Here is a 13,393-nt window from a genome sequence, read left to right on the forward strand (position 1 = left end):
AGTGGGAGAAGGTTGGGGAAGTGTCAAGATCTTGCCTGAACCACGCTCATCCCATGGTGCAGCATTCTCTGCAAGAGACCCCGTGCCGTTCCCCGTCCTCGTCTGCAGAGCCCCCGGCCGATGCACGGGAGCGTTTCCGGACCTTTGCCTGCGGTCTGCAGGATCGGATCTGTGCAGCCCTGGAGAAGATAGATGGCGCCGGCAGCTTTGAGGAAGAACGCTGGCTGCGACCGGAAGGGGGTGGCGGCTGCTCACGGGTGCTGAGGAACGGCGCCCTGCTGGAGCAGGGGGGCGTCAACTTTTCCGAGGTGGAAGGCAGCCATCTGCCGCCTGCCATTGTGAAGCAGCGTCCCGAGGCGGCAGGGCAGCGGTGGTTTGCCCTGGGCACCTCCATGGTGCTTCATCCCCGCAACCCCTACGTCCCCACCGTCCACCTCAACTACCGCTACTTCCAGGCGGGGCCCGTGTGGTGGTTTGGCGGTGGCGCCGATCTCACGCCCTACTACCCCTTTCTCCAGGACGCCCGCCACTTTCACCGCACCCTGCAAACGGCCTGTGATGGTGTGGACCCCTGCTACTTCCCCGTCTTCAAGCACTGGTGCGATGAGTACTTCTATCTCAAGCACCGCCAGGAAACCCGCGGCGTGGGGGGCATTTTCTTCGACTATCAGGACCCCAGCGGTGTGCTCTACCGGGGTGAGAACAGGCAGGGGGAGGCAGCCCAGCGCAGTGGTGACACTGGCCCGATTCAGCACGACTGGGAGCAGTTGTTCCAACTGGCCCAGGCCTGTGGCCATGCCTTCCTGCCCAGCTATTTACCCATCGTGGAGGCGCGGCACGCCATGAAGCACAGGGAGCGGGAGCGTCAATTCCAGCTTTACCGCCGCGGCCGCTATGTGGAGTTCAATCTGGTGTTTGACCGGGGCACCATCTTCGGCCTGCAAACCAGGGGGCGCACCGAATCCATCCTCATGTCTCTCCCCCCCCTAGTGCGTTGGGAGTATGGCTATCAACCGGAAGCCAACAGTTGGGAAGCACTCCTGTACGAGGAATTTCTGCGGCCCCGTGATTGGCATGGGGATGGGGAACTAGAGGGGCGTTGCCGCGCCCGTGGCGCCCTGGGTTGAACCCTGCCCCTGGGTGGACGGTGTTGAACGCTGGATGGGTGGTGGTGCTGACGCATGGGACGGGAGCAGTGACTGCTGCGTGGCCATGGTTGTGCCTGGGCTGGGGGGCAAGGCGGGCAGCGACGGTATCTGGAAAAAGGACTGGGGCACGCCAAGGGCCTTGGCCATGGTGGTCACCACTCGATCAGCAATGGTGTTGAGGGCAGCATCCCGGGTGTCGGGATTCCGCAGCTTGTTCTCCAGGTCTCCTTCCAGCTTGCCCACCTCCAATATGGTGATGCCCCGCTTGGGGGCACCCAGCACCCCACGAAAATCCCAGGGGAAGGAGCCAAATTCCCGCGCCAGGTGCTCATCAATGGTCGTTTGCCCCCCATACACCCGGGGGATGACACCGGAGCCAAGGCCGTCACGGCCGTAGGCATCGTAATGAATCTCCAGTGCATAGCCCCCTGCCTGCGCATGGCGCTTGCCCTGGCTCCAATTGGTGCGGGGGTCGTCACCGTTGTGGATAGTGCGGACGCCGGGGTCGTAGAAGCGGATATTGAGCCCCCGCTGCCTGCCCAGCTTGGCAATGCGCTGGGCTGTTTTCAAGTTCCAAAAGGTCTCGTCGGTCATGCCGGGCTGCATGGGGCGCGCACCGTTAACAGCCACCGCATAGCCTCTGGTGCCAGGGCTGATGCGTTGGGAGTCCGCATGGCCCGCCAGCACAAGGATGGGCACGGCTTGAGTTGGGCGCCGCTTGCCCAGCCAATTCTTCTTCACCGTGAGCCGTGAGCGTTCTCCGGTGTTCACTGCCACCTTGCGGAACTGCCCATAGGGTGCCTCGGGCAAGGCCTCCTGGGCCAGCAACGGCTGCGCCAGGGGCACCGGGCTGATCAGCAGCAGAATGAACGCCAGGAAGGAGTGGGGGGGCACGGGTGTCAGCAACGGGCCTGGGCTGAATTATTCAAACGAGACTGCGGTTGTGCAAGGGGTGAGCTGCAACTGCAGGGTCTTGCCCAGCTCGGCTTCCATGGCCAGTAACTCATCGCGATGGACCCGCATCACCAAGCGACTGGGCACCACCTGATCGGGGGTGAGCAAGCGAAGATCCAGTTGCTCCTGCCGTTGAGCACGGCGCAAATAGACGGGTGCGGCCGTCACCCCCACTAAGCCCAGAGCAAGGGGCCACGACGGGCCACTGTTGGGCAACATCTGGACCATCACCAGTCCCAGCGCGGCACCACCGGAACAGCCCAGGAACGCCAGCAACAGGGCCAGGGGAACACTGGCGGCAACATGACCTTCATAGACTAGGTGACGTCGTTCCGGGTGGGTAAGCACCACATGCCAGCCCCGCGCCGCCAACCAGTGGTCCAAATCACGCAACACCTGTAACGAGGGGCGGTAGCTACTGACGACCATGGCCATGGTCCGATCCTTGCTGGAGGCCCGCAAAAAGAACACCAACCCGGTGGCCAGCAACAGGGTCAGTAGCAGGGTGGAGGGCAGGACAACGGAAGGAGTCATGGGGCCAGGCTGTGGCATCAGTAGGCCATAGCCTGGCGGATTTTCCCCTAGGCAGAGGGTGCGGGATTCAACTGACCACGTTCCACTTGCAACTCGTCGGCCAGTCGCTGATCCTCTGTGGTGAGGCTCGTTGTCATATTGCTGCCGGCCATCAGCCCGGCTCCCGACAATGGATTCAGGGTAGGCTCCTTGAGCCAGCGTTGCCACGAGGTCACCAGAGACCGGGCCTCCTGATGGACAGCCTCCGACAAGTGCAACATGCGCCGTGGGCGTCCGCGGCTGGGGCAGCGTTTGGCATAGCTGGTGATGGCCCCTTGGCGATCCAAGAACTCGATGGCCTGCTGCAGTATGGTCTCGGAGATGCGCAGATGGGGGTGCAATTCCACCAGTTGGCTGGTCAGGGCCGTGGGGTAGTCGTCTTTCTGGAGGAGGCACTCCAGAATCCAGCAGACCGACAATTCAAGACCCAGGTATTGAACGGGTGGCTCGGCAAAAAAGCGCTGGATGTCAGGGAGGCCCATGGTGGCCAGTTGACGTCGGGAAGCCATGTGGTCCTATACGGCTATCCATGGCCTAGTCCCGATCATTTTGATTTTCAAGGTGGATTTGTGAAGGAATTGGCAAGCTTGGGATAGCTTCTGCATCATGCCCGCCTGTTCCATGCCCAGTCAAATGCCTAGCCAAGCTGCCCGGTTCGCTGTCTTTGACGGTGATCTCAGCCGGGAGTGGGCCTCCTTCTACAGCGACGGTGACGCCCTGGCCGTAGATACGGAAGCCATGGGACTCTGCCATGGTCGCGACCGTCTCTGCCTAGTGCAGATCGCCGATCAGGAGGATCGGGTCTGCTGTGTGCGCATTGCCCGTGGCCAGACCCGGGCCCCGCACCTGCAGCAGGTGCTGGAGTCCGGCCATATCGTGAAGGTGTTTCACTACGCCCGCTTCGACGTGGCTGCTCTCCGCCAGGGCCTTGGCATTGCGGTGCAGCCCATTTTTTGCACCAAGATCGGCAGCCGTCTGGCCCGCACCTATTCCCCCCGCCACGGCCTCAAGGACATGGTCCAGGAGTTGTGCGGCGTGGAGCTGGACAAGCAGACCCAGAGCAGTGACTGGGGGCGGGCGGACCAACTCACTGAACAGCAGTTGGCCTATGCCGCCAACGACGTGCGCTTCCTCCTGGGCGCCATGGATCGCTTGCGGCAGATGCTGGCCCGCGAGGAGCGTCTGGAGTTGGCCCAGCGATGCTTCACCTGTGTGCCCACGCTGGCGGAACTGGATCGCCAGCACTTTGGCAACATCTTTGAGCACTGAATTAACCATGGGGCAAGGAGAGGCGATGCAGTTGCGTTGGGACGGGGGAAGCGACCCCGCCAAGCTGGGCATCATGGTGTGCGGTCATGGCAGTCGGAATCGCAAGGCCGTGGCGGAGTTTGCCCAACTCACCACGGGCTTGGCGCGTCTCCTGCCCTACCATCCCCTGGCCCACGGCTACCTGGAATTTGCCCATCCCGTCATTCCCGCTGGTCTGGATAGGCTGCGCTCAGCCGGTGTGGACCAGGTGGTGGCGGTGCCGGGAATGCTCTTCGCCGCAGGCCACGTCAAGAACGACATTCCCACCCTACTGAACCGCTATAGCGCCGCCACCGGCCTGCCCATCCGCTATGGCCGTGAGTTGGGCATGGATGCCCGCATGGTCCGCGCCGCAGCAGCCCGCATTACCGTGGCCTTGCCGCTGGAGGCCAGGGGTGAGCAAGGGGGTGCCCTGCGCCAGGACACCCTGCTGCTGGTGGTGGGCCGTGGCTCACGGGATCCCGATGCCAACGGCAACGTGGCCAAGATCACCCGCATGCTGGTGGAGGGCCTGGGCCTGGGCTGGGGAGAAACCTGCTACGCCGGCGTCACCTTCCCCCAGGTGGAGGACGGCCTGCGGCGGGTGGTGGGTCTGGGCTACCGCCGCATTGTGGTTTTTCCCTACTTCCTGTTTTCCGGGGTGCTGGTGAGCCGCATTCACCGGGCGGTGGACTGCGTGGTGGCCGACCATCCCCAACTGGACATCCGCAAAGCCACCTACCTCAGCGACCATCCCCTGGTGCTGGACACCTTCTGCACCCGCGCCCAGGAGGCTCTGGAGGGAGACAACGCCATGAACTGCGCCCTGTGCAAGTACCGCACCCAGGTGCTGGGTTTTGAGAGCGAGCATGGTGCTCCCCAGCAAAGCCATCACCACCACCATGAAGGATTGGGCGAGGCCTGTACCCTCTGTGATGGGGACTGCACCGGAGCCTGCGAGGAGGACGTGAAGGCCAAGGCCCATTACCATGTCCACCACCACTGAGCCTTACTCCTCCTCCTCCGGCGCATAGAGGTCACGGATGATGGTGCGGAGTTTCCTTGCATCATCATCGGAAAGACTGTCAATGCGTCGCACAAAACGCTCCTTGTTGAGGGTACGGATCTGATCCACGACAACTTCGCTGGGCCTGCCTGCACAGTCAATCTGAAGACGGCTGGGCCAAGTCCTATGAAGCTTTGACGTCAAGGGGCAGATGACAACCGTTTCCAGGTGCTGGTTCATGGAGTCTGGGCTCACGATGGCCACAGGCCGTGTTTTCTGCATTTCAGACCCTGCTGCCCCGCCCAGAGAGGCAACCCGTATCTCGTATCTCGTATTGGTTGAACATATGTCACGTCTACCAAACAACTGCTGTTTCTAAGATCTCTTCTTCCGCAACAAGACCCGCAAATCCATCACACGTGGCCGCATCCAAGTCACTCCAATCTTCGAACTCAATAGCCATCTCCTTAAAAGAGTCTTCCCAGGAGAGGCAAGTAGGCCCTTTCGCAGTCTTGACGAGTGTGTCGTCTAGTGGCAGGGAACGAGAGGTATCAAGGCCGGCTAGAGCGGCTGGAGCCCCAAGGGAGAGGGCAAAGGCAGCACCCACACTGAGCATTGTCGTGTTCAATGCACTGAAACAGCCCGTGGTCAAGCTTGAATCTTTCATTTTCAGAAGCCTGTGAGACAGGTGAGACAGGATTTTTTTGGCAGAGCCAAACCTGCGATAATCATTTTTCAACGGTTTGTCAATGTCCAGGCAGGACTTGACCCTCCGTCACGAGGGCTTGGGCGAGTCCTGCACCCTGTGTGACGAGGAGTGAATCGGAGCCTGCGAGGAGGACGTGAAGGCCAAAGCCCACTACCACGTCCACCACCGTTGCGCCCTACTCCTCCTCCGGCAGGGGGCTGGGGTTGGCGACGGTCTCGTCCAGCAGTTGGGCCATGGGTGGCCGCTCGCCATGGTGGCCGTATCGCTCCTGCAACGTTGCCAACTGGGCCTGGGCAAACTCCAGCCGCTGCGCCACGGTGCGCACCCCTTCCTGGGCGGCCCGTCGATCCAGCCACTGGCGGGCAGCGCCGAGGGAGATGTGCAGAAGTGAGGCGATGCGGGCGCAGGTCACCGCGTATTCGCCTTGCTGGGAGAGGGCCATGACAACGGGGCAGTGGGGTTGATGGTCCCATGGGGCAGGAGCAAACGCTGGCGCACCAGTTGGGCAATGGCCCCACTGCCGCCCCGCTGCCCCATGCGTCTCTGGCCACGGCGCCCCAGCATCCGGCCAGATTGGGAATCCGCCAGCAAGCGCGCCAACTCCTGCCGGAACTGTCGGGGGGACAAGCAGGGAATCACGGCCCCCCCCAACAGGCGGCTCTGGCGGCGGGCAAATCCTGGCGTGAACTGGGGACCCGGACCCGGCAACGACAGGGCCGGCGCACCACGGCCCACCAGTTGCTCCGTGGCGGTCCCCGCCGTGGCCAGGCCCAATTCTGCCCAGGGCAACCAGGCCTCGAAGCAGCCCGGTCCCCAGAGCAGCAGCAGGTGCTCCCGCTGCCAGGCCAGACGGCTCCCCGTATCCGCAGGGGGAGAACAGGGGGAGAAGCCCTGGCTCGTTGCCACAGTGCTGAGGGTCTGGGGGTCAAGCTGGTGTCCTGTGGCCAGCAGCAGCACGGCCGCCAGTTGATGGGGCAGCGCCGCCAACAGGCGTTTGAGGTTGATCAGACACTCGGGCAAGCGACTGCCCGGCAACACCAGCAACCGCCTCTGCCGGCCCAGGCAGGCAGGCAGGGGCATCTCCGCCACCGGTTCATCCACCATGGGATTCCCTGGAGCCAGGGCGTCAATGCCATGGCGCCGCAATCCCCGCGCCGTGAGGCCATCGCGCACCACCACAAGGCGACAGCGCCGGTGGCCCATCAGCCACCACTCCCACGGGTCCCATTCACTGCCCTTGCAGCGGTGCCAGGTATCCGCCACGGGTGTGGTTCCCCAGTTGGTCCACCAGGTCCAGTCGCTCTTGGGGGTGCCGATGAAGCCGTAGGGCAGACCACTGCCCCAGGCCAGTACCAGGGGGAACAGATCACCAACCGCCAAGACCACCCCCTGGGGATGGGCACCACGCCACTGCCGAATACAGCGCCACTGGCCCATGGCCAGACCTGCCAATCCCGCCCACAGGTCCTGCAACAGCCCCGTAAGGCTTTGATTACTAAATCCACCGCTGGGAAGTTGTTGCTGTGGCCCAACGGCCCGGAACCCTGGCACGGACGCCAGCCCAGCCCCCAGCCCCACCAGGGCCATGCCTTCCATCAGACCGTCATACTCCTGCTGCCGCAGGGCGGTGAGCACCCGGGCGGCAATCAGGTCTTCCCCATGACCATTGCTAAGCACCAACAGGGGAGGGGCAGGGAGCTTGCTAGAGTGCTGCATGGAGGGAGTACGGCTCCGTTCTGGCGGCATGGCCAAGTGGTAAGGCAGAGGATTGCAAATCCTTTATCCCCAGTTCGAATCTGGGTGCCGCCTTTGTCGATCCGGGGAGGGGAAGTGCAGAAACACCTTTCCTGACATGGGGACGCTTCATCAACTACAAACTTCATCAAAGCTCGCACCTGTCACGATCCCCGTTTTCACCGACCCTGTATCAATCAGCAACACAGGTCCTGTCGGCGTGTTCCGCAGGAAGGGCACACCCCCTGATTGGGGAGTGTGTCCATGGACACACAGGGTGTCACGGCGGTAGCCGGAAACCTCTCGCCGCCAGAGGAGGTCCTGCTCTTTTTGGTCCTCCAGGTTGTACTGGCGGTTCACACTGGCATGGGAGACAACCAGACGATGGGGTTTCCCTCGAAACAAGATGTCCTTGGGATGTTGATACAGAAGGGGCAGGCTCGCCAACCAATCCCAGCCTTGATGCTCACAGAGCCAGCGCCAATCTTCGGTGCGTCCTCCGCTGGTTTGCCAGCACGCAAGCCATTGGGAGCTATTGCGGGCGCGCAGGATCATGTCTTCATGGTTCCCACGCAGAGCGACCACCTGCCCATAACCGTGGGCAGACGGATTGGTGGTCAGGCCGTGAATACTGTGAAGAACCTGATCCCCATCGCAGCCACGATCAATGTAGTCCCCAACGAAAACAAGTGTGCAGCCGGTGAAACAGGTTTGATCGATGATGTCCTTCAGGGCTCCGGCCAGCCCGTGAAGATCACCGACCACCACCACAGAATGGTTGCTGGGTGGCGCGCCCCATAGCACACCCCGTTGGACGTTGACAGCATGGGGATTCACGGATTGGCTGATGCTGCGCCAAGGCCAGGGTAGTGCTGTGTCCCTACAACCTTGAAGCCAGTGGGCACAAGAAGCCCTGCCACCCCCATGGCACCATGGGCTACCTGTACAACCCATGACAACCATGCCCATGAGACGCTGGACAATCCGCTACCGCATCGGCGCTTCCCAGTACTACTCCCGGATTGTTGAGGCCCCCTCCCAGGCGGATGCCAACAGGATCTTTGATGCCGAGATGCCCGGCGCCCAGCGCTGTGGTTCCGCCCAGCCCCTCAGGAACCGGTAGGTGGAGGCCAGGCTGTCACCACACGCTGGGGCAGGCACAAAAAAGCGCCCCCCGCAGGAGGCGCCGGTAGAGATCCCGGGACAGGACCCGAACCACTGGGGCAATCAGTAGTCGAAGTCTCCACCCATGCCGCCACCGGGAGCAGCGGGAGCGGCTTCCTTCTTCTCGGGCAGATCCGCCACGATGCACTCGGTGGTGAGCACCATGCCGGCGATGGAGGCGGCATTTTGCAAGGCTGAGCGGGTCACCTTGGCCGGGTCCACAATGCCGGCGGCCAGCAGATCCTCGTAGGCGTCCTTGGCGGCATTGTAGCCCTCGTTGAAGGGGCGACCCTTCACGTTTTCCGCCACCACGGCGCCGTTGATGCCGGCGTTGTCCGCAATGCGGCAGAGGGGAGCGGTCAAGGCCGAGGCCATGATCATGGCGCCGGTCTGCTCTTCACCGGAGAGGTTCTCCTCGGCCCAGGACTGAAGCTGGGGCATCAGATGCACCAGGGTGGTGCCGCCACCGGGAACAATGCCCTCTTCCACCGCAGCTTTAGTGGCGTTGATGGCGTCCTCCAGGCGCAGCTTCTTGTCCTTCATCTCGGTTTCCGTGGCGGCGCCCACCTTCACCACGGCCACGCCACCGGCCAGCTTGGCCAGGCGCTCTTGCAGCTTCTCCTTGTCGTAGGAGGACTCCGTCTCGTCGATCTGACGGCGAATCTGCTCGCAGCGCTCCTTCACCTGGGCCTCATGGCCATCGGCCACGATGGTGGTGGTGTCCTTGTTGATGGTCACCCGACGGGCGGTGCCCATCATGTCCAGCTTGGCGTTGTCCAGCTTGAGGCCGGCGTCCTCGGTGATCATCTGACCACCGGTGAGCACAGCCATGTCCTCCAGCATGGCCTTGCGGCGGTCGCCGAAGCCCGGCGCCTTGACGGCGGCCACGTTCAGCACACCCCGCAGACGGTTGACCACCAGGGTGGCCAGGGCTTCTTTCTCGATGTCCTCGGCAATGATCAGCAGGGGCTTGCCGGTGCGAGCGATCTGCTCCAGCACGGGCACCAGATCCTGCACCAGGGTAATCTTCTTGTCGGTGAGCAGGATGTAGGGCTCCTCCAGCACCGCCTCCATGCGCTCGTTGTCGGTGGCGAAGTAGGGGGAGATGTAGCCCTTGTCAAAGCGCATGCCCTCGGTCACCTCTAGTTCGGTGCTCATGGACTTGCCTTCTTCCAGGGAGATGACCCCCTCCTTGCCCACCTTGTCCATGGCGTCGGCAATTTTCTGACCCACGTCGGCATCGTTGCCGGCAGCAATGGCGCCCACCTGGGCAATGGCATTGTTGTCCGTTACGGGTACGGCGTGCTTCTCAATCTCGCTCACCAGGAAATCGGCAGCCTTATCGATGCCCCGTTTCAGGGAAATGGCGTTGGCGCCAGCGGCCACGTTGCGCAGGCCGGCCTTCACCATGGCGTGGGCCAGCACTGTGGCGGTGGTGGTGCCGTCACCAGCGGCATCATTGGTTTTGGAGGCCGCTTGGCGGATCAGGGCCACGCCGGTGTTTTCAATGTGATCTTCCAGTTCGATCTCTTTGGCGATGGTGATGCCGTCGTTGATGATCTGGGGTGCACCGAATTTCTTTTCCAGCACCACGTTGCGGCCCTTGGGACCCAGGGTCACGGCAACGGCTTCGTTAAGGGTGTCAATGCCTTTTTCCAGAGCGCGGCGGGCGCTTTCGCTGTAGATGATGCGCTTGGCCATGGGAAGTGTCGTTCGGAGAAGTTGAAAGGGAAAAAGAGATAGAAAAAATCAGCCGACAATAGCGAGGATGTCCTTCTCGCTGAGCAGGACGTACTCATCGGCGCCCAGCTTGATGTCCGTACCTGCGTACTTGCTGTAGAGCACACGATCGCCAACGCTCACTTCCGGAGTTTGTCGGGTGCCGTCGTCGTTGCGCTTGCCAGGCCCCACCTGGGCTATTTCGCCCACTTGGGGTTTCTCCTTGGCGGTATCGGGAAGGAGGATGCCACCGGCGGTCTTCTCCTCGGACTCAGAGACCTTCACGAAGACGCGGTCACCAAGAGGCTTGACGGTGGAAACGCTGAGATTGACTGCTGCCATGGGGAAAGGAAATTAGAGACTTTCAGCATCTGAAGACCAAGGTGGTTGCCGGGTTGGGTTGACCTTGGGCTGGCCAGCCCTGACCAGGCAAGCCACGGGTTGACGCCACGAGTTAGCACTCTCGGCGCTTGACTGCCAAGCTAGGGCGTAGAGGCTGGCCCAACAAGGGCTGGCCAGTGCGGTTGACCGAACTCTCCCCACAACCCGATCCACAACCCATATGAGTGCGGTGGTAAAGTGCCCATGCATTCTCTACTCCACCCGCGAGTCCCTTCTTTATGACCGCCACCGCCGCTGCGTCCACAACCCAAGGAACCATCCGCCAGGTCATTGGACCTGTTGTTGATGTGGAGTTTGCCTCTGGTGATTTGCCCAGCATCTATGATGCCCTGAACATCGAAGCCACCAACCCGGCGGGCCAGGGCATGGCGGTCACCTGCGAGGTGCAGCAGCTTTTGGGGGACCGCACCGTGCGGGCGGTGGCCATGAGCAGCACCGACGGCCTGGTGCGGGGCATGGAGGTGACGGCTACGGGGCAACCCATTTCCGTCCCTGTGGGTGAATGCACCCTGGGGCGCATTTTCAACGTGCTGGGGGCGCCCGTGGACGAGCGTGGTCCGGTGGACCAGACCCGGACCGCCCCCATCCACCGCGCTGCCCCCAGCCTCACGGACCTGGAAACCAAGCCCCGCGTCTTTGAGACGGGCATCAAGGTGATCGACTTGTTGGCCCCTTACCGCCAAGGGGGCAAGGTGGGCCTCTTCGGCGGCGCCGGGGTGGGCAAAACTGTGCTCATTCAGGAGTTGATCAACAACATCGCCAAGGAACACGGTGGTGTGTCCGTGTTCGGTGGCGTGGGTGAGCGCACCCGAGAAGGGAATGATCTCTATGAGGAATTCAAGGAGTCCGGCGTCATCAATGCCGATGACCTGAGCCAATCCAAGGTGGCCCTCTGCTACGGGCAGATGAACGAACCCCCCGGCGCCAGGATGCGGGTGGGCCTCTCCGCCTTGACCATGGCGGAGCACTTCCGGGACGTGAACAAGCAGGACGTACTGCTGTTCATCGACAACATCTTCCGCTTCGTGCAGGCCGGCTCCGAAGTATCGGCTCTACTGGGGCGGCTGCCGTCCGCCGTGGGCTACCAACCCACCCTGGGCACCGACGTGGGTGAGTTGCAGGAGCGCATCACCTCCACTCTGGAAGGCTCCATCACCTCGATCCAGGCTGTCTACGTGCCGGCGGACGACCTGACGGATCCAGCCCCCGCTACCACCTTTGCCCACCTGGACGCCACCACGGTGCTTTCCCGCGCCCTGGCATCCAAAGGCATCTATCCGGCCGTGGATCCACTGGATTCCACCAGCACCATGCTCCAGCCCTCCGTGGTGGGTGACGAGCATTACGCCACCGCCCGGGCCGTGCAGTCCACCCTGCAGCGCTACAAGGAACTGCAAGACATCATCGCCATTCTCGGTCTGGACGAGCTCTCGGAGGAGGATCGCAAAACCGTAGATCGGGCCCGCAAGATCGAGAAGTTCCTCTCCCAGCCGTTTTTTGTGGCTGAGGTGTTCACGGGTCAGTCCGGGGAGTACGTCAAGCTGGAAGACACCATCAAGGGCTTCCAGGAAATCCTCTCCGGCCAACTGGATGACTTGCCGGAGGCAGCGTTCTACCTGGTGGGAAGCATTGCCCAGGTGAAAGCCAAGGCGGAGAAGATCAAGGCGGAAACCACGGCCTGAATCCCGCCCATGCCCTTGGGGGCCAGGCCATGGTCAAGGGCTGACCCTCTTTTGTTCCTGCTGCTTTGTATTGCCATGAGCCTCACCGTTCGGGTTCTTGCCCCAGACACCAAAATCTTTGATGGGACGGCTGACGAAGTCATCCTGCCCAGCACCACTGGTCAAATGGGGGTGCTCAAGGGCCATGTTTCCCTGCTCACCGCCCTGGATGTGGGTGTGCTGAGGCTACGGGAGGGGTACACGTGGAGTTCCATTGCCCTGATGGGGGGCTTTGCCGAGGTGATTGACGATGAAGTCACCGTGCTGGTCAATGGGGCCGAGTTGGGCGCCGATATTGATCGGGCCGAAGCCGAGCAGGCCTTGGCCGCCGCACGGAACGAATTGGCCCATGTTGCAGAACAAATCAACACTCCGGAAAAACTTCAGGCCCAGGAGAATGCCAGCCGGGCCCGGGCCCGGGCCCAGGCCGCTGGCGGCACTGTGGATTGAGCGGGTTCCCCGTGCCATCAACAAGTACGTACAGATGTGTTGACGTCCCCCCGCGCCCTGAGAGGGCAGGGATTCCTTCTCAGATTCGGCATGTTGCCTCCTCCTTCAGGTGGGTTTCCACTTCGCGGGGGATGCTCGCCCGGCCCAGGGTCAGGATTCATAACGAGAAGATGAGTGTGGCGCCCAGGAGGACGGCAGAGGGCAAGAGATGGGCACAGCGGTCATGGCGGGTGGCAATGCGGCGGCAGTCCTTGGACTTGGCAAACAGGTTCTCAACCTCCAATCCATACGTTCGCTTCTGGAAGATTCCTCAGCAGGAGGTCAGCATCGGTCAAGCCTCTGCATTGCCCTTCCCTGAGCAGAAGGCGGACAGGTCGTCCTTTCGCTCGCACACCACAGGTCGCTTGCTGGTGAGGACCCCTGTGGTACGACCAATCAAGCGAGGTTCGGCAACCCCTTTTTAAGTCTGAAGGCAGTGCGATGGGCTTTGACGCAGGTGGCATCGATCATCAGCACCCCTTCTGGC

At 62.2% G+C, this 13,393-nt stretch carries 17 protein-coding genes and 1 tRNA gene; 7 read left to right on the plus strand and 11 right to left on the minus strand.

Going from position 1 to position 13,393, the window contains the following annotated elements:
* The first annotated feature begins 53 nt into the window (after positions 1-53).
* Positions 54-1,127, plus strand: a complete 1,074-nt coding sequence (gene hemF / locus FLM9_RS03880) for an oxygen-dependent coproporphyrinogen oxidase (protein WP_074457362.1) — start codon at positions 54-56, stop codon at positions 1,125-1,127.
* Here hemF and FLM9_RS03885 read toward each other — a convergent pair.
* The 3 genes from FLM9_RS03885 to FLM9_RS03895 are packed head-to-tail and all read right to left on the minus strand — an operon-like array spanning position 1,089 to position 3,184.
* Positions 1,089-2,042 carry an N-acetylmuramoyl-L-alanine amidase gene (locus FLM9_RS03885; RefSeq protein WP_143324589.1) on the minus strand — a complete coding sequence of 318 codons (954 nt, stop codon included), beginning with the start codon at positions 2,040-2,042 and terminating at the stop codon, positions 1,089-1,091. The two genes, hemF and FLM9_RS03885, sit on opposite strands and share 39 nt — an antisense overlap.
* A 27-nt stretch (positions 2,043-2,069) precedes the next feature.
* Entirely contained in the window at positions 2,070-2,636 is a 567-nt protein-coding gene (locus FLM9_RS03890; RefSeq protein ID WP_074457363.1) for a cofactor assembly of complex C subunit B, read from the minus strand.
* 47 nt (positions 2,637-2,683) lie between these two features.
* Entirely contained in the window at positions 2,684-3,184 is a 501-nt protein-coding gene (locus tag FLM9_RS03895; protein ID WP_074457348.1) for a helix-turn-helix transcriptional regulator, read from the minus strand.
* A gap of 112 nt (positions 3,185-3,296) precedes the next feature.
* Here FLM9_RS03895 and FLM9_RS03900 point away from each other — a divergent pair, with 112 nt between their 5' ends.
* The gene (locus tag FLM9_RS03900) at positions 3,297-3,944 is read left to right on the plus strand and encodes a ribonuclease D (protein ID WP_074457364.1); all 648 of its coding nucleotides are present in this window, start codon (positions 3,297-3,299) and stop codon (positions 3,942-3,944) included.
* A gap of 7 nt (positions 3,945-3,951) precedes the next feature.
* The gene (locus tag FLM9_RS03905) at positions 3,952-4,968 is read left to right on the plus strand and encodes a sirohydrochlorin chelatase (RefSeq protein ID WP_081340177.1); all 1,017 of its coding nucleotides are present in this window, start codon (positions 3,952-3,954) and stop codon (positions 4,966-4,968) included.
* Positions 4,969-4,971: 3 nt separating this feature from the next.
* On the opposite strand, the gene FLM9_RS03910 is transcribed toward FLM9_RS03905, so the two are convergent.
* From FLM9_RS03910 to FLM9_RS03925, 4 genes are all read right to left on the minus strand, one after another.
* The gene (locus FLM9_RS03910; protein WP_218969733.1) at positions 4,972-5,334 is read right to left on the minus strand and encodes a type II toxin-antitoxin system PemK/MazF family toxin; all 363 of its coding nucleotides are present in this window, start codon (positions 5,332-5,334) and stop codon (positions 4,972-4,974) included.
* A complete protein-coding gene (locus tag FLM9_RS03915) occupies positions 5,324-5,707 on the minus strand; it encodes a hypothetical protein (protein ID WP_143324590.1) in 384 nt (127 codons plus the stop codon). The genes FLM9_RS03910 and FLM9_RS03915 overlap by 11 nt, the downstream gene beginning before the upstream one ends.
* 145 nt (positions 5,708-5,852) lie before the next feature.
* Positions 5,853-6,119 (minus strand): DUF8658 family protein, encoded by a 267-nt coding sequence (locus FLM9_RS03920; RefSeq protein ID WP_074457351.1) that lies wholly within the window; start codon positions 6,117-6,119, stop codon positions 5,853-5,855.
* Positions 6,086-7,393, minus strand: a complete 1,308-nt coding sequence (locus tag FLM9_RS03925) for a lipid-A-disaccharide synthase-related protein (protein WP_180365286.1) — start codon at positions 7,391-7,393, stop codon at positions 6,086-6,088. Before FLM9_RS03925 ends, FLM9_RS03920 begins: the two co-directional genes overlap by 34 nt.
* 22 nt (positions 7,394-7,415) lie before the next feature.
* Between FLM9_RS03925 and FLM9_RS03930 the strand changes: the two genes are divergently transcribed.
* Positions 7,416-7,486: transfer RNA gene (locus FLM9_RS03930), tRNA-Cys, on the plus strand.
* Positions 7,487-7,543: 57 nt separating this feature from the next.
* Here FLM9_RS03930 and FLM9_RS03935 read toward each other — a convergent pair.
* Complete coding sequence (locus tag FLM9_RS03935) at positions 7,544-8,248, minus strand: metallophosphoesterase (protein ID WP_074457352.1); 705 nt, start codon at positions 8,246-8,248, stop codon at positions 7,544-7,546.
* A 130-nt stretch (positions 8,249-8,378) separates the two neighbouring features.
* Between FLM9_RS03935 and FLM9_RS08120 the strand changes: the two genes are divergently transcribed.
* Complete coding sequence (locus FLM9_RS08120) at positions 8,379-8,534, plus strand: hypothetical protein (RefSeq protein WP_180365287.1); 156 nt, start codon at positions 8,379-8,381, stop codon at positions 8,532-8,534.
* Positions 8,535-8,638: 104 nt separating this feature from the next.
* Here FLM9_RS08120 and groL read toward each other — a convergent pair whose 3' ends face one another.
* A complete protein-coding gene (groL, locus tag FLM9_RS03940) occupies positions 8,639-10,276 on the minus strand; it encodes a chaperonin GroEL (RefSeq protein ID WP_074457353.1) in 1,638 nt (545 codons plus the stop codon).
* Between the two features lie 48 nt (positions 10,277-10,324).
* Positions 10,325-10,636, minus strand: a complete 312-nt coding sequence (gene groES / locus FLM9_RS03945) for a co-chaperone GroES (RefSeq protein ID WP_074457354.1) — start codon at positions 10,634-10,636, stop codon at positions 10,325-10,327.
* 278 nt (positions 10,637-10,914) lie between these two features.
* Between groES and atpD the strand changes: the two genes are divergently transcribed.
* Entirely contained in the window at positions 10,915-12,378 is a 1,464-nt protein-coding gene (gene atpD / locus FLM9_RS03950; protein ID WP_074457355.1) for a F0F1 ATP synthase subunit beta, read from the plus strand.
* 75 nt (positions 12,379-12,453) lie between these two features.
* The gene (gene atpC, locus FLM9_RS03955) at positions 12,454-12,867 is read left to right on the plus strand and encodes an ATP synthase F1 subunit epsilon (RefSeq protein ID WP_074457356.1); all 414 of its coding nucleotides are present in this window, start codon (positions 12,454-12,456) and stop codon (positions 12,865-12,867) included.
* A gap of 157 nt (positions 12,868-13,024) precedes the next feature.
* On the opposite strand, the gene FLM9_RS08540 is transcribed toward atpC, so the two are convergent.
* Positions 13,025-13,150, minus strand: a complete 126-nt coding sequence (locus FLM9_RS08540) for a hypothetical protein (protein WP_257242997.1) — start codon at positions 13,148-13,150, stop codon at positions 13,025-13,027.
* Positions 13,151-13,393: the final 243 nt, after the last annotated feature.

This window comes from Candidatus Synechococcus spongiarum (assembly GCF_900047545.1).
GTDB lineage: Bacteria > Cyanobacteriota > Cyanobacteriia > PCC-6307 > Cyanobiaceae > Synechococcus_B > Synechococcus_B spongiarum_C.

Excerpts from the sequence above, each read along its gene's own strand:
- FLM9_RS03900 (WP_074457364.1), top strand. The coding sequence starts at position 3,297 with ATGCCCAGTCAAATGCCTAGCCAAGCTGCCCGGTTCGCTGTCTTTGAC.
- FLM9_RS03925 (WP_180365286.1), bottom strand. The coding sequence starts at position 7,393 with ATGCAGCACTCTAGCAAGCTCCCTGCCCCTCCCCTGTTGGTGCTTAGC.
- FLM9_RS03905 (WP_081340177.1), top strand. The coding sequence starts at position 3,952 with ATGGGGCAAGGAGAGGCGATGCAGTTGCGTTGGGACGGGGGAAGCGAC.
- FLM9_RS03895 (WP_074457348.1), bottom strand. The coding sequence starts at position 3,184 with ATGGCTTCCCGACGTCAACTGGCCACCATGGGCCTCCCTGACATCCAG.
- atpD (WP_074457355.1), top strand. The coding sequence starts at position 10,915 with ATGACCGCCACCGCCGCTGCGTCCACAACCCAAGGAACCATCCGCCAG.
- FLM9_RS08120 (WP_180365287.1), top strand. The coding sequence starts at position 8,379 with ATGAGACGCTGGACAATCCGCTACCGCATCGGCGCTTCCCAGTACTAC.
- atpC (WP_074457356.1), top strand. The coding sequence starts at position 12,454 with ATGAGCCTCACCGTTCGGGTTCTTGCCCCAGACACCAAAATCTTTGAT.
- FLM9_RS03890 (WP_074457363.1), bottom strand. The coding sequence starts at position 2,636 with ATGACTCCTTCCGTTGTCCTGCCCTCCACCCTGCTACTGACCCTGTTG.
- hemF (WP_074457362.1), top strand. The coding sequence starts at position 54 with ATGGTGCAGCATTCTCTGCAAGAGACCCCGTGCCGTTCCCCGTCCTCG.
- groL (WP_074457353.1), bottom strand. The coding sequence starts at position 10,276 with ATGGCCAAGCGCATCATCTACAGCGAAAGCGCCCGCCGCGCTCTGGAA.
- groES (WP_074457354.1), bottom strand. The coding sequence starts at position 10,636 with ATGGCAGCAGTCAATCTCAGCGTTTCCACCGTCAAGCCTCTTGGTGAC.
- FLM9_RS03920 (WP_074457351.1), bottom strand. The coding sequence starts at position 6,119 with ATGGCCCTCTCCCAGCAAGGCGAATACGCGGTGACCTGCGCCCGCATC.